Below are 17,725 nucleotides of genomic sequence, written 5' to 3'. Positions count from 1 at the left end.
ACACCTGCAATGCAGGATTTAATCTACAGCAACGGTATTTACGACCAAAAATAAGATAAATTAGCCGGAGAAGTCATCTCTTGACAGCTTCTTAACATCGGTTTAAGAAAGGTTGTTTAAACTTTGCTGCTGTTATCGCTCCGCAGGGCGGACTGAAGCGAACACCTGACATACGGAAGCCGTTTCCCGAGTGAACCAAACCAAACGTAAATGGCCATCCTGGGCAGCATTGTCAAATCTGCAATTACTTTAAAGCACAATCTTAGCACCGATAAGGAAGACCCCGTGAAACAGCAGCAGGAGCAACTTCTCAAGCTGCTACAAACCGCCAATACCACTGCTTTTGGCATCTACTACGGCTTCTCAGCCCTTAGCAAAGCTGACGACCCGATAGCCGCTTATCAGCAGATGGTCCCCATTTTCGACTACGACCGGATGAACAAAGCATGGTGGGCACAGCAGCAGCAATTGCCGGATATTACCTGGCCTGGAAAACCGGAGTACTTTGCGCTCAGCTCCGGCACCACCGGTAAAGCAAGCAAACGCATCCCTGTTACGGAAGCCATGCTGGACTCCATCAGATCGGTGGGCATTGCACAAGCAGAACATTTGGCGCAATTTGACCTGCCTCCCGAATTGTTTGAAAAAGAAATTCTAATGCTCAGCAGCTCTGCACAACTGCGGCAGCACCCCAACGGGCATATGGAAGGAGAGATTAGCGGCATCAACACCAATAACATACCCGCATGGTTTAGCGGCTTTTACCGTCCTGGACTGGATATTGCTCAATTGGATAACTGGGATGAGCGTGTGCGCGCCATTGCGGAAGCTGCACCAGACTGGGACATTGGAGCGCTCGCCGGCATCCCCTCATGGATACAGCTGATGCTGCAAGAGATTATCGATTACCACAAACTGGACAATATACATGATATTTGGCCAAGCCTTTCCCTTTATGCTACGGGTGGCGTAGCGTTCGGGCCTTACCGCAAAAGCCTGGAAAAACTACTGGCGCGCCCGTTGGTATATCTCGATACCTATCTGGCATCGGAGGGCTTCTTCGCCTACAATGCCCGCCCCGGCACTATGAATATGCGGCTTGCTGCAGGCCATGGCATCTTTTACGAATTCATCCCCTTTGATGAACGTGGCTTTGATGAAACCGGCAATCTGCTCGACAGCCCTGAAGTGCTCACCCTAGAGGAAGTAGAGGAAGGGGTGGACTATGCACTTCTGGTTTCCACACCCGCTGGCGCGTACCGCTATATGATTGGAGACACCATTAAATTCACGGACCTGGACCAGCTGGAAATCAAAATTTCCGGGCGCACCAAGTATTTCCTTAATGTGGTGGGCTCGCAGCTGTCTGAGGAAAAAATGAATGCGGCCATTCAGGAGTTGAGCGAAGACTTTGGCATGCCGGTTAATGAGTTTGCTGTGGCAGCGATGAAAAATGAGGATGGCAATTTTATTCATCAGTGGGTGATCGCCACACCGGGAGACGTCGATGAGGCCAAAGCGGCAGAGCGCCTCGACGAAGCATTAAAAACCAGGAATAAAAATTACGCAGTAGCCCGCAGCAAAGGGCTCAAGTCAGTTGAACTCACCGCTTTAGCTGAATCCACTATTTACGACTGGCTGGAACAACGAAAGAAGAAGGGAGGGCAAATGAAAATGCCCAGAGTGCTCAAAGCTGAACAAATGCAGGATTTGCTGGATTTTAGCCGAAAGGCAGTAAGCGTCTAGAGGATCTGATCAATAGTCAATGCATTGGCAGGAGCCCCCTGAGCGATCATTGCGACCTCGTCGGGCGACATATAATACAGCTCGATGCGGCGTTTGTAAGAGGGGGATAAACCCGAGTGGTCCAAAATGTACTTTTTGGTCGCAATGATTGATTCGGCAAAACCATGCTCCACGGCAAAGATGTCAGCAATGCGCTCTGCTCCAGCCCGGTAGTTGGGCAACAAAAGATACCCCAGCCCAAATTGCACCATTCTTAACAGCCCCCGGTGCAGGTAATCGCAGACGTGCCCGAGCTCATGGGCAAACCATCCCACCAGCACTTCCTCTGGTAGCTCGTGGATGGCAATGCGGTCTTCCACATGCATGTTGTCGGTAAAATTGATGAGGTAGGACCGCCTGGAACGGGAGAAAAATGCCCAGTTAAGCATGGGCTGTGCATTCATGGTCGTTTTGGCCATTTTGCGTTGCCTGACGACGACATTATGGCTGTGCAATTCAGGGAATGCCTGAAATGCTTTCAGAAAGCAGGCTTTGATGTGATCAGACTGTAATCCCTCGAAATGAACTGGCATGATCTGCTGGATTTTCTTTTTTCTCAAAACGGGATGCACTGCTGAGTGTTCGGCTTCGAACATGACCCCATTCGTCTCGTTCTATCTATAAACAACTCATTACAAATAACTTATGACAAACCTTTTGAATAAGCTGCTTTATGCTTTCTTTTCGGCTTTGGTCTTCGCGAACAGCCTGGTAGCACAGGCGCCTGCTTCCAGTGACAGTCCGTACAGCGATCAAAGATTCGCGACACCGGATGACCCGGCCTGGTATGAAACGCCTTCAATCTGGATTGCGCTTGTGTTGTTGCTGATCGTGCTGATCGTGCTCCGAATGCGCAAAAAGCAAGAAAAGTATACCTAAAGTGCATATTGGGACTAAACTTCAGTTTAAAAATTCAACCAAACCAAACCTATAATATGATTGACGAAAAGCAATTTAATACGCTGGCGAAAATGAAAGGCTCGAATTTGCTTTCCATATATATTCCCACTTATCGTGCCAACCATAGCCAGGAAGATCAAATTCGGTACAAAAATGCCCTGAAGACTGCGCACGCTCAATTGACGCAGAGAGGCATTAGCGAAAAGGATGCCCGCCAGTTACTCCGCCCGGCCCGGGAATTGCTGGAACAAGAACGTTTCTGGTCCTACCTTTCTGATGGCCTGGCTGTTTTTACTGGACCGGATGACTTCTTTCACTATGAGATACTGCCAGTTACTTTTGATACCTATGTATTTACAGGAAACAGTTTTCACCTTAGTCCCATGCTGCCGGTACTGGGCGGTAGCAGCCGGTTCTTTCTGCTCGCGCTCAGTCAGAACGAAGTCCGGTTTTTCGAAGGAGACCAGTACAGTATTACTCCGGTAAAAATCGAAGACCTGGTACCTACTGCCGGCATGGAAGATGCTTTTGTGCTTTCCGATTCACACGATGCACTGCAGCACCATAGCAGTGGTCGCGACGGAGGCGAAAACGCCATCTACCATGGACAAGGAATTGGGCAGGATGACAAGAAAAAAGATATTGAAGCTTACTTTCGCGAGGTCAATAAAGGGCTTATGAAAATGCTCTATGACGAAAAGCCACCTATGGTTATTGCCTGTGTAGACTATCTGCTGCCGATTTATCAGTCGGTTAACGAGTATGGCAACTTATTTACAGAAAACATTAGCGGCAACCCGGAACAACTTAACCCGGCCATGCTGCACGAAAAAGCCTGGAGCATCATCAGCCGGCACTTTGAATCGCAGCAGGCAGAAGACATGGAAAGGTTTCAACAAGCTATGGCTGATGACCGGGCATCAGCAGCCCCGCAACAAATTATACCAGCGGCAGCCTACGAAAAAGTAGATACCCTCTTTATCAAAAAAGGGGAGCACCTGATGGGGCAATTTGATTATGATAAAAACGAAATTGCGCTCGGTAAGCGTGAGGAATATCGTGATTTGCTTGATTTGGCAGCTGTTCAGACTCATCTCAATGGCGGGCGAGTCTACTGGCTTGACGCCGAGGAGATGCCTGTCCCGACAGCAAGCGCCAACGCGATATACAGATTTGAATAGTTTTGGTTTGTACAGCTCTCCCGTATGACCGGGTGAGCTTGCCATTAGTTTCAGGGCATTAAGTTGCCCAAATCTCGAATCCAAAGCTGGCTTTAATGCCAGTGAAGCCCGCCAATATTGGCGGGCTTTTTTATTCTTATCCGTCCTGCCGCGCGAAGACCCGCTTTAGCAGATCCGTGGTTCGTGCACTTACATTATTGCGAATTTCCCGCTCCTTTTTCTCCACCATGTCAAACAAGCCCGACAGGGCCTGACGCGTCACGTAGTCATCCAAATCAGGATCTGCTTTGTCTACGAATGGGATTTTGTTGTAGGCATTGACAGCGTCCCCCCAATATTGACGGGCATTGAACTTATCCAGTGAGTTCACGATTACGGGGTTGAATTCGTCGTACAGCTTGGTGTAGGTCACCCGGTTGAGGTAAGCAGTAGCCGCGTTATCATCACCGGTAAGGATGTCAAGCGCATCGCGGAAAGTCATGCTGCGGATGGCATCCACAAAGATAGGCTTGGCTTTGGCAGCGGCATCTTCAGCTCCGCGGTTTATTTTTTCAAGAATGGTTTCTTCCACCTGATTAAAGCCAGGAATATTCTGTAGCCTGTCCGCTACTTTACGGGCTTCTTCCGGCAACAAGATTTTGTAGGGGCTTTTGTAGTAGCCATTCTCCTGAGAAAGACGCTGGGCGCCTTCAGAAATACCAAACTCAAGGGCTTGCTTCAGGCCTTTGCCGATTTCCTCATTGGTAAGGCCACCACCTCCGGCATTGGCAAGGGTATCCAGTGTAGATTGAATTTGCTGGCTGGTACAGCCGATAAACAGGGAGGCTCCAAGCAGCAATACAGTTAGTTGTCGCACAATAGTAGTCCGGTTCATTGATTTTTTTTTGACTTGTGACGAAAGGGTTGTCCAAAAAGTAACGGCATGACCCCGCTGTTAAGTTTGGTCATTTAAGTTTTTTTACCAGTTGCAGGTACGAAAGGTCCATATCCCCTCCATTCACCATCACCCATGCGCCATCCACCCTGCCACCGAGCGGAGGGTTTAATTTCCGGAGCCGGACAAGGTACCCGGTTACGTTATCGAAAGCTACAATGCGGTCGACAATACGATCAACCACAGTCTCCAGGAGTTTGGCGGGCGTTTTCATCTCCAGCTGGCAAATAAAGTAGAGCAATTCGTAATTGACAGTAGTGGCAGCCGGTTCATCCTCCTCTATTTCCTCCTCCTCCAATTCCTCATATAGTTCGTCGGTCGCGGCAGCCAGTTCGGTATCTGCGTTGACAATCACGTCGAGCACAAATGTATTGCCCAGCACCTGTTCTTCTTCATAGTATCCGTGCCGGGCAAAAAAGCGTACCCCTTCGAGTGCAATAGTGGCCATGGTGATGCATTTTTGTCAAAAATAGGCACCTGCTGCCTCAAATTACAATTGGGCGAACCTCAGTTGTCAAAAAAACGTAGCAACTACGTGCGATGGTGGTGCAGAAACCCCTAAATGATTACCTTTGAGGCTACTTAGCCAAATAAAAGAACTTTTTATGCATAGCAATGGACATGCCCCTAACGGCACTATAGAAAAAAAAGCCCGGGAAGACCGCTTCCAGGGCCATGATTACTACATGCTGGATGATTTGCTAAAGGATGACCACCTCCTGGCGCGCGATGCTGTGCGCACCTGGGTAAAACAGGAAGTCAGCCCCATCATCGAGGAGTACGCAGAACGTGCGGAATGCCCCCAACACCTCTACAAAGGCCTGGCGGAAATCGGTGCCTTCGGGCCAAATATCCCGGCAGAGTACGGCGGTGGTGGAATGGACGAAATCGCTTACGGCCTGATTATGCAGGAGCTGGAGCGTGGCGACTCCGGTATTCGCTCCATGGCATCTGTGCAGGGCTCGCTCGTGATGTACCCGATTTGGAAGTACGCCTCTGAGGAGCAAAAACGCAAGTATCTGCCAAAACTTGGCAGCGGAGAGTTTATCGGATGCTTCGGCCTGACTGAGCCCGACCATGGCTCTAACCCGGGCGGGATGGTGACCAATATCAAAGACGATGGCGACGCTTACATCCTGAATGGCGCCAAAATGTGGATCACCAACTCTCCTGTGGCTGACATCGCAGTGGTATGGGCAAAGGATGAAGAAGGCAAAATCCGCGGCATGGTCGTTGAGAAAGACATGCCGGGTTTCTCCGCGCCTGAAATCCATGGCAAATGGTCCCTGCGGGCTTCCATCACCGGTGAGCTGGTGTTTGAAGACGTACGGGTGCCCAAAGCTAATGTTTTCCCGGATATCAAAGGCCTGCGCGGCCCGCTGTCCTGCCTGTCAAAAGCCCGCTTTGGTATTGCCTGGGGCGCTATCGGAGCAGCGATGGACTGCTATGATTCTGCATTGCGCTACTCCCTGGAGCGGGAACAGTTTGGCCGGCCAATCGGTGGCTTCCAGCTGACGCAAAAGAAACTGGCAGAAATGATTACGGAAATCACCAAAGCCCAGTTGCTGGCCTGGCGAATGGGCACCCTTGCCAATGAAGGCAAAGTGACCCCTGCTCAGATTTCGATGGCCAAGCGCAATAACGTACACATGGCACTGGAAGTGGCCCGGGAGGCCCGCCAAATCCACGGCGGCATGGGCATCACCAACGAGTACCCGGTCATGCGCCACATGATGAACCTGGAAACTGTGCTCACCTACGAAGGCACGCACGATATCCACCTGCTCATCACCGGCCACGATGTAACGGGCCTGAATGCCTTTAGTTAGAATAAAACAGCTAGCCGACAGCCTCTATTGCAGGGTGCTGTCGGCTTCCTACCTCCGCCCATACCGCCTCAGCAAGCAATTTCCGGGCATATTTATGCTAAAAGTCCGTTTTTCTTCGTTATTCGCGGAGCATATGTTGCCATATTTCGGATTTAAGTGCAACAATCATCAGATTCCTTTATTTTTACCCTTAACGGTTTGCAATAACCAAATAAACACGCAACGTTTAGGAATCGCCCGGCAGCGTAAGACAAAATTCATCACATGAGGAAACAACATTTTCTGTCTCTGGTCCTCCTGCTCAGTTCAATCGTTTCAGGAACGAGCCAGGGAGCTATTTATCTTAATAACCCCTCCTTTGAAGACTTTCCACGCCACAGCCACCCACCAACCGGATGGCAGGATTGTGGTTTCCCGGGGGAGTCGCCTCCTGATACTCAGCCCAGCGGAGATTTTGCCGTGACGTACCCCGCAACGGACGGGTCGACCTATCTTGGTATGGTGGTTCGTGATAATGAAACCTACGAAGCGGTCACCCAAAAGCTGAGCAGCCCTATGAAGCCGGGAACTTGTTACGAATTCAGCCTCCACCTGGCCAGATCGCCTTACTACGTGAGCATTAGCCGCACCACAGAGCAGCGCACCAACTTTAATCAGCCGGTTAAGCTCCGGATTTACGGCGGGTTTAGCAACAACTGCGACCGGTCTGTCCTCCTCGACGAAACCGGTCTGGTCAAAGCCTCGCAGTGGATGCAGTATAACTTCAAATTTGAGCCCAAACAGGCCTACTCACATATTCTGATCGAGGCCTTCTACGAAACGCCTACCTTGTTTCCTTACAATGGAAATGTCCTGGTAGACAATGCCTCGGCAATTACCCCTATTCCCTGTGCGGAAGATATCCCGGAGGCTCCTCAGGAATTACCGGAAGTGGAGCAGCCTTCTGAAGAAGTCTTAACCACGGAACCAATAGCCAGCAATATACCTTCCAATACTCCAGAGGCAGATCCGGAACCTGCCTCTGAGCCTGATCCCAAACCACAACCGCAGGAGGTGCAACCCCCAAAACCGGAGCCTACAATTGCAGGGGTAAAGCGCTCCGAAATGGAGAAAGGTAAAATTATTACGCTGGACAAGCTATACTTTCCGGCAGATAGCTCCAGCATCACCAGCGATTCGCGGAAAGTGCTGAATGAAGTGTTTGAGTTCCTCAAAACGAATAAGGATGTAGCGATCGAAATCGGTGGGCATACGAATGACCTGCCACCAGATGACTACTGTTTCAAACTGTCCACTGCCCGGGCTAAATCAGTCGCCGAATACCTCATTAACAGAGGCATCAACCGCGACAGGCTGGAGTACAAAGGCTATGGCAAGACCAAGCCGATCGCATCCAATAAAACCGCCTACGGGCGAAAACGCAATCAACGGGTAGAAATCAAAATCCTGGATATTTCCTCTGATGGATAATAAAAAAGGCCGGTTGAGTTGCTCAACCGGCCTTTTTTATCTGACTACCTCAAAACCTATCTTCTGCAGGTCTTTCCAAAAGTCCGGGTAAGACTTGACGACTACCTCCGGCTCCTCAATTTCGATGGGATGCTGCATTGCCAAAGGTGCGAAAGCCATCGCCATACGATGATCTTCATAGGTAGCAAAGGTTGGAGTGGAACCAAAAAGCGTTTTGCCTTGTGTCTGAAAGTAAGTACGCTCTCCGGTAGGAGGCAGCTCGATTAGGTTGGCGTTGACTTTTTGCAGTTCCTGCTGAAGCGCCAGAATGCGGTCAGTTTCTTTAATGCGCAGGGTTTCCAAGCCACAAAACGTACCACTTGTGCCCACTGCAGCACAGCATACAGCAAGCGTTTGCGCCAGGTCAGGACACTTCAGGAAATCCCAGGTAAACTCGTCCGGCACTTCTGCACCTGCTCTCTTTTTCAACCGGACGCCAGCCTCGTCAAAGTGGGTTTCCACTCCAAATTCGGTCATCATTTCCGAAAGGACGGCATCGCCCTGCAAACTTTCCCGGAAAAGCCCATTCAGGCGAAGGTCCGTCTCCGGGGCAATGGCAGCCATAGCGTAGTAGTAGGAGGCTGCCGACCAGTCTGCTTCTACAGTGAAAGGCTTGCCCACATAAGACTGAGGCGGCACAATAATGGTCTGCCCCTCCCATTGATGGCTCACACCAAAGTAGCTCATTAGGGAAAGGGTCATTTCTATGTAAGGGCGGGAGACGATCTCGCCTTCGAGCTGCAACCGGAGCCCTTCCGGAAGGGTTGGTGCCAGCATGAGTAAGGCAGAAATGTACTGACTGCTGGTATTCGCGGCGATAGACAGGGTATTAGCTTTTCCAAACCCGTCGGGAGCACCTATCCGAAGAGGCGGGTAACCCTGTTGCTCGAGGTAGTCAATTTTGGCGCCCAGCTTCCGCAGCGCATCCACTAATACACCAATAGGCCGTTGTTTCATCCGCTCAGTGCCGGTAAGCACCTGCTCTCCGGGCTGCATGGACAGATAAGCCGTGAGGAACCGGAAAGTCGTCCCGGCGGCACCGGCATCAAGGGTGTGGTCAGTGGTTTGCAGTAATGCCTCCAACAGTACGGTGTCCCTGGCATTCGCCAATTTATGAATAGGAAAACCGGCGCCGCTCAGCGCTCTGATCATCAGTGCACGGTTGCTAATGCTTTTAGAACCGGCCAGGGTGATTTCCCCGGTAAGTGTGCCCTCAGGCCTGCTTAAAGTAAGTGTCATAGTCAGGATAAACTCTAAAGGGCGACAAAATGAGAAAAAACCTGAAAACCTCAGAATTTAGAAGCGCTAATCTACCAAATCGCGGTACTGATCTGCAACTTCCTCAGCTTTATCTTTCCTGTCTTCATCGGCATCTTTATCCAGGCGCTCATACTCCAGAATCACCCCCAGGGCTTCCAGTGCACTCAGCATTTTATGGAATGCAGCCTCTTTCTTTTTATTGATACGAACTCGGTAATTCATCGTTGTATGCAGTTATTCTTCTTGAGCAGCCGCCTTTGATTGGACCGTCTCTTTTTCCGCTTCTTTCTTTTTGTCACTCTCACGCTGTTCACGGCGTTTACGCATTTCTTCGTCAGAACGCTCGTAGGCCAGAATGATTTCCTTGACCAGGCGGTGGCGGACCACATCGTCCGCATCCAATTTGATTGCAGCAATCCCGGTTAGCCCTGCCAGAAGCTCAATGGATCGGCGCAGGCCCGATTTCTGATGGAAGGGCAAATCCACCTGAGAAAGGTCTCCGGTAATAATACACTTTGCTGACGGGCCCAGGCGGGTCAGAAACATCTTGAGCTGAGCCGTCGAACAGTTCTGCGCCTCATCCAGGATGATGAATGCATTATCCAGTGTACGCCCACGCATAAATGCCAGGGGCGCGATTTCAATAACCCGGTTGGCCATGAACTGCTGCAGCTTTTCAGCGGGGAGCATATCATCCAGGGCATCGTAAAGGGGCCTGAGGTAAGGATCAACCTTTTCCTTAAGGTCACCGGGGAGGAAGCCCAGGCTTTCACCTGCTTCAACGGCCGGTCTTGTAAGGATGATCTTCTTGACCATTCGGTTTTTAAGCGCCTTCACAGCCAGGGCTACAGCAGTATAGGTTTTGCCCGTGCCAGCGGGACCAATAGCGAAGACCACATCATTCGTTTCGCTCGCCTCAATGAGCCGCTTTTGGTTGTGGGTCTTGGCTTTGATCTGCCGCCCGTTACGGCCGTGCAAAATCGTTTTATTTGATGCACTCTCTTTGCTGATCCGTGCTTCAAATGGATTATTGTCGTTGATCAGGTCCTGTACCATTTGCATAGGCAGCTCTTTGTGCTCACGCAACAGACGGACCATCATTTCGAATTTCGACTTGGCTCTCTGCGTGTCTTTCTTGTCACCTGCCATCTTTACGCTGCTGCCACGGGAGGTAATGGTGACAGAAGGGAAGGCTTCCCGAAGCAGATTCAGCTTTTTATTGTTTTCACCGTATAGCTCGACCAGGTCGACACTTTCCACAGTTAAAATGATCTCACTCAATATAATGGTATCCCTTTTGGTGAAGAACCTGGCGGTTACGCTTTATCAGGAAGGCAACTTAGCCAAGTTCAGATTAATGCTTTCAGAACTCTAATATATTCATAAAAGTTCAACCTTAGGCCGCCTCTTGCTTCAAGATTACGTTAATTTTGCCCCGGGCTGAATAATTTAGGAGTATGTCCGGAAAATTCGGATAAGTAGCGCATTACATTTAAATTTAGCCCTTCACTTCCACATTAAGCCTATGGCAATTGTAACGCTTACCACTGATTTCGGCGACAAGGGCTTTGACCTTCCCAAATTGAAAGGAGCGCTGTTGGCCGCTGCTCCCTCCGCACAGCTGATTGACCTCACGCATCAGGTGAGCAATTACGATATTGTACAGGCCGCCTTCCTGTTCCGGAATGCATGGCAAAGCTTTCCCAAAGGCACGCTTCACCTGATCAGTGTGAATGACTACCCTTCGGGCACGCCGCGGTTTCTCGCAGCAGCCTATCGGGGGCATTACTTTATTGCACCAGACAATGGTTTGTTCTCGCTTATCTTCCCGGAGGACGCACCGAACCAATATCACCTTTTGGAGTATGCGCCGGAGGAACTGATGTCGCTGGAACGTATCTACGCCCGGGCAATCGGGCACTTAGCGCAGGGACGGCCGCTTATTGAGCTTGGCCCGGCCACAACCGAGGTCATGAAGCGCATCACTCTGCAGCCGGTCATCGGGCCCTCCCAAATCAGGGGCTCCGTTATTTTTGTGGACAGCTTTGACAACGCGATCACCAATATCAACCGCTCCCTGTTCGAACAGGTAGGTGCGGACCGGTCTTTTGCCCTCTACTTCAAGCGCAACGACCCTATCCGAACGCTATGCCGGCAGTACCACGAAGTGGAGATCGGGGAGCCGCTTTGCCTGTTCAACTCCTCCGATTTACTGGAGATTGCCATCAATATGGGCAAAGCCAGCAGCTTGCTGGGGATTAATGTAGAAGACACCGTTCAAATCGAATTCCGCTCATGATCAAACGAATCGTCAAACTGACTTTCCAGCCTGAAAAGACAGCAGATTTTCAAGGTATTTTTGAATCCAGCAAAGCGCTGATCCGGGGCTTCCCCGGCTGCCATCACCTGGAGCTTTGGCGCGACAGGAATCAGCCGGAAGTTTTCTTTACTTACAGCTACTGGGAGGACGAGGCTGCTTTGGAGCAGTACCGGCATTCGGAGTTGTTCAAGCGGACCTGGGCGAAAACAAAAGCCCTGTTTGGCGGCAAGCCTGAAGCATGGAGTGTGGAAGTGGCTTCACAGGTGGAGCAATAAAGCCCCCACAGCGGGTTGAGCGCTACCGGCAATTCACCTGTTAAGGAATAAATGCGATAGTTGCTGCAGGGGCGGCGTCTTTTGGGTAGTGAAAAGGGGAACCAAATGGCTCCCCTTCTTGTCAATTGGGGCTTCAATTAATTTCACAGCTTTACAAAACAGGGTTCAGGGTTTTTAGGTGTGTAGATTGTTTTCAATCGGTACATCACAAAGAAGCACAGAATAAACGGGCGGGTCAATAGCCTGTACCCACCCTCACCGTGCCTTAGCAGAGTTTAACGGAAATACCCGGCCTCAACCGGAAGCGTTAAACACAAAACACACTCCAATACCTTGATATCCAACCCGATGCAAAAATTGTTAATTTCTTAATATCAAGACATTAAGAACTTTAACAGGTGCAAGGGAAATGTTAGGCAGGCTGTTTGGAGCGCTTTTCCGGTTATTTCTGTAGCTGTTTGTTTGTTTTGCCCTGCATGCAAAAATATTCCAAAGGGTGACTATTCACATTGACAGGCAGAGTTGGAGGTATCTATTTTGTTTGTGATCTGACCAGATATAATTCCAACATGGCTGAACTCATAAATCTCACTCCTGAAACCCTGGCAGAGGAGCATATTTGCTGTGCGATATCTGACAAAAAGTGCATCAAAGGGTACAACGACAAAAAAGCATGGCTGCGAGGGGAGATGGAGCATGGCTACGTCTTTCGCAGGCTTGATGCCCGGGCAAAGGTATTCATAGAGTATGGGCCTGCTGAGACCGCATGGATACCCATTTCTGCACCAGGATATTTAAACATCAACTGCTTTTGGGTCTCAGGAAAATACAAGAAACAAGGCTACGGCAAGCTTCTATTGCAATCTGCATGGGAAGACGCTCTGGCACAGGGCAAAAAAGGGCTGGTCACTGTAGTGGGCACCCGGAAGTTTCATTTCATGTCGGATACCAAATGGCTGCTGCGGCAGGGCTTTGAAGAAGCAGACCGCATCAGCAGCGGGTTCAGCCTGCTGGTTAAAAAGTTAACCCCCAACGGGCAAAACCCGGGCTTTAAAGACTCCGTACGGTCAGGCACGTGCCCAAACCTCAAAGGTTTGACCGCCTACTATTCCAACCGCTGCCCGTTTGCACCTTTTCATGCAGAACAATCCCTTTCGGAAACGGCAGAAAAGCGGGGGCTGCCACTAACACTTATTAAGCTGGAAACCCCGGAGCAGGCTCAGTCCGCCCCCAGCCCTGCAACCATTTTCAGCCTTTTCCTGGACGGGCAGTTTGTAACGACTGACCTTAGCGTTTGTATGGACAGCCGCTTTGATAAGGTGATGGACAAATGGAAACAGCGGCAATAGGTTAGGCTATTAATTACCAAAGGGATTCCTTAAGTTAGCTGCTGTACCAAATATTCGAATCCAACATGCCTGATGATCAAAGCCCTACCGGCCGGCATACCCAAAAAGGCGTTATTTCTCCCGGCAGCCTCAACCCTAATCTCAGGCGTATCCGGAAAAAGCTATGGGGGCTGGAGGATTACACCTCCGGCATCCAAAAGGGAGACCGGGTGGCACTGGCTAAAGCCATCACACTTGTAGAGAGCACTCGTCAGGAGCATCAGGCGCTGGCGCAACAGATCATTGAAGCCTGCCTGCCGATGAGCGGACAGTCGGTCCGGATTGGCATTACGGGAACGCCGGGCGTGGGAAAAAGTACCTTTATTGAAGCTTTTGGACTGCATGTGCTGAAGGAGGGTCGAAAACTCGCTGTGCTCGCTGTAGACCCTACAAGCCAGGTGACACAGGGCAGTATTTTGGGAGACAAAACCCGTATGGAGCAGCTGGCGCATCAGGAGAATGCCTTCATCCGCCCCTCACCGGCAGGAGAATCCCTGGGCGGGGTGGCCCGGAAAACACGGGAGGCGATTATACTATGTGAGGCGGCGGGCTACGATACGATCCTGATTGAAACCGTGGGCGTGGGGCAGTCCGAAACAGCGGTGCATTCCATGACGGACTTCTTTCTTTTACTCCTATTACCCGGTGCGGGTGATGAACTACAGGGCATCAAGCGGGGCATTGTGGAAATGGCGGACCTCGCCGTAGTCAACAAAGCAGATGGTGAACGCCTGCCGCTTGCCAAACAAGCCAAACAGGAGTACCGCAATGCTATGCATTTATTCCCGCCCAAGGAAAGTGAATGGGTGGCCCGGGTGGAAATCTGCTCTGCCACTACCGGGATGGGCATCCCGGAAGTCTGGAAAGACATTCAGGCTTATCAGGAACAAACCCGCGCCAATGGCTACTTTGAGCACAACCGCCGCGCCCAGGCCCGGTATTGGCTGCACGAAACCATAAACCGGGAGCTGAGACAGTTGTTTTTTAATCATGAAACTGTACGCAGTCAGCTTGAAGAAGTGGAACGGCAGGTGATGAACGGGCAGCAGTCCTCCTTTCATGCCGCTGAGGCCCTGCTTCAGGCTTTCCGGGAACAAAAATGACTTCCCGGCCTGCGTTCGTCTAACAATTTGGCAGTCCTGGCGAACCGAATGGAACCTTAACTGCTTTTCAATCAACTTTAGACTCTAAAATTCAAAACACCAATGAGATCATTACTTCTTCCAATTATCCTGATCGGCCTGGGGCTGGTACTTTTTGTAAGTGGTTGTAACAGCTACAACGGCTTCGTCGAAATGGATGAGGATGTGGAAAATGCCTGGTCAAAAGTACAGAGTGCCTATCAGCGCCGCGCTGACCTGATCCCAAACCTCGTCAATACTGTAAAAGGAGTGGCAGAGTTTGAGAAAAGTACCCTGACCGAAGTGACGCAGGCACGCTCCCGGGCAACAAGTGTCAATATCGATCCTTCCAACCTGAGTGCAGAGAAGCTACAGGAGTTTCAGCAGGCGCAGGGCGCACTGTCACAGTCGCTGGGCCGTCTGCTTGTCGTGTCCGAGCGTTATCCCCAGCTACAAGCCAACCAAAACTTCCGCGAGCTGCAGGCACAGCTGGAGGGCACCGAAAACCGCATTAAAGTGGAGCGCGACCGTTTCAATGATGTGGTAACGGAATACAACAAAAAGGTACGCCGCTTCCCGGGCAGCCTCTTTGCCGGCCTGTTTGGCTTCGATCAGAGAGCCCAGTTTGAAGCAGAGGCCAGCGCGCAAAATGCGCCAAAAGTAGAATTCTAGCATTTCTTTAAACCGGGCGGTTCAAAGAGACGGTAACAAACTGCTAAATTGAACTGCCCGGTCCAATTCCACTGTATGATCCGCTTTTTCCAACCCGAAGAAGAAGACCGTATTATTGATGCCATTCAGGAAGCTGAGCTTAGTACCTCAGGCGAGATCAGGGTACACCTGGAGGACAACCTGAAAGGCGATGTGCTTCAGGCGGCCCAGAAGACTTTCCTGAAACTGGAAATGCATAAAACGGAGGCCCGCAACGGCGTACTCATCTTCATCGCTCCGGAACAGCGCAAGCTGGCGATCCTGGGCGATAAAGGCATTAATGAAAAGGTGCCCAAAGATTTCTGGTCGGAAGAACGGGACATCATGCTTGCCCACTTCAAAAGCGGCAACTACGCTGATGGGGTTTGTGCAGCTGTACAGCAGGTCGGTGCTAAATTGAAGGCCTTCTTCCCCTATCAGTCCGATGATGAAAACGAGCTGCCCGATGATATTTCGTATAGTTAAAACTAAGACGTTGAGATTACAGACCTGGATTTTTGCCCTTTTCACACTAATTGCCCTACCGCTTAGCGCTCAGCAACCGGTACCTGCGCCCACCAATGAGGTGGTCAACGATTATGCAGGGTTGTTGTCCCGGCAGGAGGATGAACAGCTGACCCGAAAGCTGGCACAGTATGCCCGGCAGACTTCCACGCAGATCGTTATCGTGACGGAACCATCGCTTGAGGGTGGTGACCCGTTCAACCGGGCACTCGAATACTACGAAGCCTGGGGCATTGGCGGCAGCCGGGAAAAGAGCAATGGCGCACTCATTTACGTAGCCCGTGATGACCGCAAGGTTCGCATCATGACGGGCTACGGCGCTGAAGGCTTTCTGCCGGATGCCCTTGCCAAACGGATTATTGACGAAATCATCACGCCCAATTTCCGGGAGGGCCGCTACTACCGCGGGCTCGACCGGGCGACAAGTGCCATTATGGAACTGGCGCAGGGCGAATACACCAATGACACCCCACAGCAGGCTGATGGCAAACAAGAGGCCAAAGGTGGTATTCCGGCCATTCTGGTCATCCTCTTTGTCATTATCCTCATCGTAGTGCTCAGCCGTATGGGCGGTGGTGGAGACGATGATGACGATGGCGGCTATTACCGCGGCGGGCGCTACGATATGGACCGCAGGCGGCGAGGCCGGCGCGGTGGTGGCTGGATGATCTTCCCCTTCCCCTGGATTGGCGGCGGTGGCGGCTGGTCTGGAGGTGGTGGCGGTGGCTGGTCCGGCGGTGGCGGTGGCGACTGGGGCGACTTCGGTGGCTTTGGAGGCGGCCTCACCGGTGGCGGCGGGGCAGGTGGGGAATGGTAAAGCAAAGCAGGTAGTTCAGAAATCTTCGCTATCTTGCCATAAATACCGAACCCCTATGGCAACACCTAAAGAACTCCGCAAATGGCTGATCGAGGGCGAACTGGAGCGTGTAGTTGATGCGCTGACCCAACTCGCTGAAGTATCCGACGATTCCTATTTCCAACGGGATGTCATTCATCAGGCCGGACGCTACAACGGCATTAAGAAACGCTACAACAGCGGCACGCTGGATGCGGATAGTTATCAGTTGCAGCTCAATCAGATACAGCAGTCCCTGCAAAGCCTGATTGAAAAAATACCAAAATCCACTGATGAAACGAAGCTCCAACAAACCGCAGAGGAAGCAGCGAGCCTGGCCGGAGCTACCCCGGCAGCAATATCAGGCGCTCCATCCGACACCACGGACTTTTCCCAAAATATACCCTGGATAGCCGGGCTGGTCCTGCTAGTGGGCACGGCGATAGTGGTTGGCGCATTTATCCCCTGCCCTACCGCCGCCCAGGCAATGGTATTCCGATTGCTAATGGCGCTGGGAGGCGGCCTTGCAGCCATCAAGCTACCGGGACTATTGCAATTTGAGATGCAGGGTGTTAAAGCAGGCAGTGCTGCGGCAGTCTTTGCCCTCGTATACCTCATCAACCCGGCCAGCGTAGTGGCCACGGATGGTTGCGGCCCCTTTGAATTTACCATTAGCCTGAAAACCAAGGTGACCGGAGCCGGACTTTATCCAAAACTCAAGGAGGGTTCGGTACAATTATTTGTAGAAAATAAATGGGAAAGTGCTGATATTGATGCAGACGGGCTGGCAGATTTCAAATCCCTGCCCGGCACCCTGAGAGGTAACACCGTCCGGGTACGGCTGAATGCAGATTACTGGAAGCTTGAAGGAAATTCGTTGACCCTCAACGGTAAAAGTACGACCCTTGAAGTGCTACCGGATGGAAGCCTGGAAAAGGTGTCCGGGCAAATCCTGAATGAAGATGGGACAGAGCCATTACCCGGCGTCAGTCTGCTTATCTTGAACCAAAGGGACACCACCGACGAATTTGGGAAATTTGAAGTGTCCATCCCAATGGACATGCAGCGGCTGAACCATTCCATCTCCGCTCAAAGGGCAGGGTACCACCCCCTAAGCCAAAACTTTACGCTGGATGGGGGCCCGGTTGAGTTCCGGATGAGGAAAAAATAATT

The 17,725-nt window shown here is 51.1% G+C and carries 19 protein-coding genes; 13 read left to right on the top strand and 6 right to left on the bottom strand.

What is annotated here, in order from left to right:
- Positions 1-210: 210 nt before the first annotated feature.
- A complete protein-coding gene (locus tag ACO08I_RS23795; protein ID WP_421947328.1) occupies positions 211-1,746 on the top strand; it encodes a GH3 family domain-containing protein in 1,536 nt (511 codons plus the stop codon).
- On the opposite strand, the gene ACO08I_RS23790 is transcribed toward ACO08I_RS23795, so the two are convergent.
- The gene (locus tag ACO08I_RS23790) at positions 1,743-2,318 is read right to left on the bottom strand and encodes a hypothetical protein (RefSeq protein WP_282778075.1); all 576 of its coding nucleotides are present in this window, start codon (positions 2,316-2,318) and stop codon (positions 1,743-1,745) included. The genes ACO08I_RS23795 and ACO08I_RS23790 overlap by 4 nt on opposite strands.
- A gap of 112 nt (positions 2,319-2,430) precedes the next feature.
- Here ACO08I_RS23790 and ACO08I_RS23785 point away from each other — a divergent pair, with 112 nt between their 5' ends.
- Complete coding sequence (locus ACO08I_RS23785; protein ID WP_044215664.1) at positions 2,431-2,664, top strand: hypothetical protein; 234 nt, start codon at positions 2,431-2,433, stop codon at positions 2,662-2,664.
- 56 nt (positions 2,665-2,720) lie between these two features.
- Positions 2,721-3,866, top strand: coding sequence for a hypothetical protein (locus ACO08I_RS23780; RefSeq protein WP_421947327.1), 1,146 nt, complete (start codon positions 2,721-2,723; stop codon positions 3,864-3,866).
- Positions 3,867-4,002: 136 nt separating this feature from the next.
- Here ACO08I_RS23780 and ACO08I_RS23775 read toward each other — a convergent pair whose 3' ends face one another.
- Entirely contained in the window at positions 4,003-4,740 is a 738-nt protein-coding gene (locus tag ACO08I_RS23775) for a DUF4197 domain-containing protein (protein ID WP_044215666.1), read from the bottom strand.
- Positions 4,741-4,810: 70 nt separating this feature from the next.
- A complete protein-coding gene (locus tag ACO08I_RS23770; protein WP_044215667.1) occupies positions 4,811-5,248 on the bottom strand; it encodes a dihydroneopterin aldolase in 438 nt (145 codons plus the stop codon).
- A 157-nt stretch (positions 5,249-5,405) separates the two neighbouring features.
- Here ACO08I_RS23770 and ACO08I_RS23765 point away from each other — a divergent pair, with 157 nt between their 5' ends.
- Positions 5,406-6,629, top strand: a complete 1,224-nt coding sequence (locus ACO08I_RS23765; protein WP_044215668.1) for an acyl-CoA dehydrogenase family protein — start codon at positions 5,406-5,408, stop codon at positions 6,627-6,629.
- Between the two features lie 264 nt (positions 6,630-6,893).
- Positions 6,894-8,099, top strand: a complete 1,206-nt coding sequence (locus ACO08I_RS23760; RefSeq protein WP_282778070.1) for an OmpA family protein — start codon at positions 6,894-6,896, stop codon at positions 8,097-8,099.
- Between the two features lie 36 nt (positions 8,100-8,135).
- Here the strand turns inward: ACO08I_RS23760 and ACO08I_RS23755 are convergent, their stop codons facing one another.
- The 3 genes from ACO08I_RS23755 to ACO08I_RS23745 form a co-directional block, all read right to left on the bottom strand.
- Positions 8,136-9,377: a 3-phosphoshikimate 1-carboxyvinyltransferase gene (locus tag ACO08I_RS23755; RefSeq protein WP_421947326.1), complete on the bottom strand. Its 1,242-nt coding sequence runs from the start codon at positions 9,375-9,377 to the stop codon at positions 8,136-8,138.
- A gap of 66 nt (positions 9,378-9,443) precedes the next feature.
- Positions 9,444-9,620, bottom strand: a complete 177-nt coding sequence (locus ACO08I_RS23750; RefSeq protein WP_282778067.1) for a hypothetical protein — start codon at positions 9,618-9,620, stop codon at positions 9,444-9,446.
- A 12-nt stretch (positions 9,621-9,632) separates the two neighbouring features.
- Positions 9,633-10,679, bottom strand: coding sequence for a PhoH family protein (locus ACO08I_RS23745; RefSeq protein ID WP_421947325.1), 1,047 nt, complete (start codon positions 10,677-10,679; stop codon positions 9,633-9,635).
- 244 nt (positions 10,680-10,923) lie between these two features.
- Here ACO08I_RS23745 and ACO08I_RS23740 point away from each other — a divergent pair, with 244 nt between their 5' ends.
- From ACO08I_RS23740 to ACO08I_RS23705, 8 genes are all read left to right on the top strand, one after another.
- Positions 10,924-11,697 carry an SAM hydrolase/SAM-dependent halogenase family protein gene (locus tag ACO08I_RS23740; protein WP_421947324.1) on the top strand — a complete coding sequence of 258 codons (774 nt, stop codon included), beginning with the start codon at positions 10,924-10,926 and terminating at the stop codon, positions 11,695-11,697.
- A complete protein-coding gene (locus ACO08I_RS23735) occupies positions 11,694-11,993 on the top strand; it encodes a putative quinol monooxygenase (protein ID WP_421947323.1) in 300 nt (99 codons plus the stop codon). Before ACO08I_RS23740 ends, ACO08I_RS23735 begins: the two co-directional genes overlap by 4 nt.
- 569 nt (positions 11,994-12,562) lie before the next feature.
- Positions 12,563-13,342 (top strand): YoaP domain-containing protein, encoded by a 780-nt coding sequence (locus tag ACO08I_RS23730; RefSeq protein ID WP_421947322.1) that lies wholly within the window; start codon positions 12,563-12,565, stop codon positions 13,340-13,342.
- A 65-nt stretch (positions 13,343-13,407) separates the two neighbouring features.
- Positions 13,408-14,484 carry a methylmalonyl Co-A mutase-associated GTPase MeaB gene (gene meaB / locus ACO08I_RS23725; protein WP_421947321.1) on the top strand — a complete coding sequence of 359 codons (1,077 nt, stop codon included), beginning with the start codon at positions 13,408-13,410 and terminating at the stop codon, positions 14,482-14,484.
- A gap of 102 nt (positions 14,485-14,586) precedes the next feature.
- Positions 14,587-15,174, top strand: a complete 588-nt coding sequence (locus ACO08I_RS23720; RefSeq protein ID WP_039723333.1) for a LemA family protein — start codon at positions 14,587-14,589, stop codon at positions 15,172-15,174.
- 75 nt (positions 15,175-15,249) lie between these two features.
- Complete coding sequence (locus ACO08I_RS23715) at positions 15,250-15,678, top strand: TPM domain-containing protein (protein WP_044215736.1); 429 nt, start codon at positions 15,250-15,252, stop codon at positions 15,676-15,678.
- A 10-nt stretch (positions 15,679-15,688) separates the two neighbouring features.
- Positions 15,689-16,534 (top strand): TPM domain-containing protein, encoded by an 846-nt coding sequence (locus ACO08I_RS23710; protein ID WP_421947320.1) that lies wholly within the window; start codon positions 15,689-15,691, stop codon positions 16,532-16,534.
- Positions 16,535-16,589: 55 nt separating this feature from the next.
- Complete coding sequence (locus ACO08I_RS23705; RefSeq protein WP_421947319.1) at positions 16,590-17,723, top strand: hypothetical protein; 1,134 nt, start codon at positions 16,590-16,592, stop codon at positions 17,721-17,723.
- Positions 17,724-17,725 lie beyond the last annotated feature (2 nt).

This window comes from Phaeodactylibacter xiamenensis (genome assembly GCF_965229835.1).
Classification (GTDB): Bacteria; Bacteroidota; Bacteroidia; order Chitinophagales; family Saprospiraceae; genus Phaeodactylibacter; species Phaeodactylibacter xiamenensis.
Note: the sequence above shows the minus strand (reverse complement) of the source record. Positions and strands in the feature narration are given on the sequence as shown.

Bases quoted from the DNA above. Each gene is read 5' to 3' on its own strand.
- ACO08I_RS23795 (WP_421947328.1), top strand. From the start codon at position 211: ATGGCCATCCTGGGCAGCATTGTCAAATCTGCAATTACTTTAAAGCAC.
- ACO08I_RS23790 (WP_282778075.1), bottom strand. From the start codon at position 2,318: ATGCCAGTTCATTTCGAGGGATTACAGTCTGATCACATCAAAGCCTGC.
- ACO08I_RS23785 (WP_044215664.1), top strand. From the start codon at position 2,431: ATGACAAACCTTTTGAATAAGCTGCTTTATGCTTTCTTTTCGGCTTTG.
- ACO08I_RS23780 (WP_421947327.1), top strand. From the start codon at position 2,721: ATGATTGACGAAAAGCAATTTAATACGCTGGCGAAAATGAAAGGCTCG.
- ACO08I_RS23775 (WP_044215666.1), bottom strand. From the start codon at position 4,740: ATGAACCGGACTACTATTGTGCGACAACTAACTGTATTGCTGCTTGGA.
- ACO08I_RS23770 (WP_044215667.1), bottom strand. From the start codon at position 5,248: ATGGCCACTATTGCACTCGAAGGGGTACGCTTTTTTGCCCGGCACGGA.
- ACO08I_RS23765 (WP_044215668.1), top strand. From the start codon at position 5,406: ATGCATAGCAATGGACATGCCCCTAACGGCACTATAGAAAAAAAAGCC.
- ACO08I_RS23760 (WP_282778070.1), top strand. From the start codon at position 6,894: ATGAGGAAACAACATTTTCTGTCTCTGGTCCTCCTGCTCAGTTCAATC.
- ACO08I_RS23755 (WP_421947326.1), bottom strand. From the start codon at position 9,377: ATGACACTTACTTTAAGCAGGCCTGAGGGCACACTTACCGGGGAAATC.
- ACO08I_RS23750 (WP_282778067.1), bottom strand. From the start codon at position 9,620: ATGAATTACCGAGTTCGTATCAATAAAAAGAAAGAGGCTGCATTCCAT.
- ACO08I_RS23740 (WP_421947324.1), top strand. From the start codon at position 10,924: ATGGCAATTGTAACGCTTACCACTGATTTCGGCGACAAGGGCTTTGAC.
- ACO08I_RS23735 (WP_421947323.1), top strand. From the start codon at position 11,694: ATGATCAAACGAATCGTCAAACTGACTTTCCAGCCTGAAAAGACAGCA.
- ACO08I_RS23730 (WP_421947322.1), top strand. From the start codon at position 12,563: ATGGCTGAACTCATAAATCTCACTCCTGAAACCCTGGCAGAGGAGCAT.
- meaB (WP_421947321.1), top strand. From the start codon at position 13,408: ATGCCTGATGATCAAAGCCCTACCGGCCGGCATACCCAAAAAGGCGTT.
- ACO08I_RS23720 (WP_039723333.1), top strand. From the start codon at position 14,587: ATGAGATCATTACTTCTTCCAATTATCCTGATCGGCCTGGGGCTGGTA.
- ACO08I_RS23715 (WP_044215736.1), top strand. From the start codon at position 15,250: ATGATCCGCTTTTTCCAACCCGAAGAAGAAGACCGTATTATTGATGCC.
- ACO08I_RS23705 (WP_421947319.1), top strand. From the start codon at position 16,590: ATGGCAACACCTAAAGAACTCCGCAAATGGCTGATCGAGGGCGAACTG.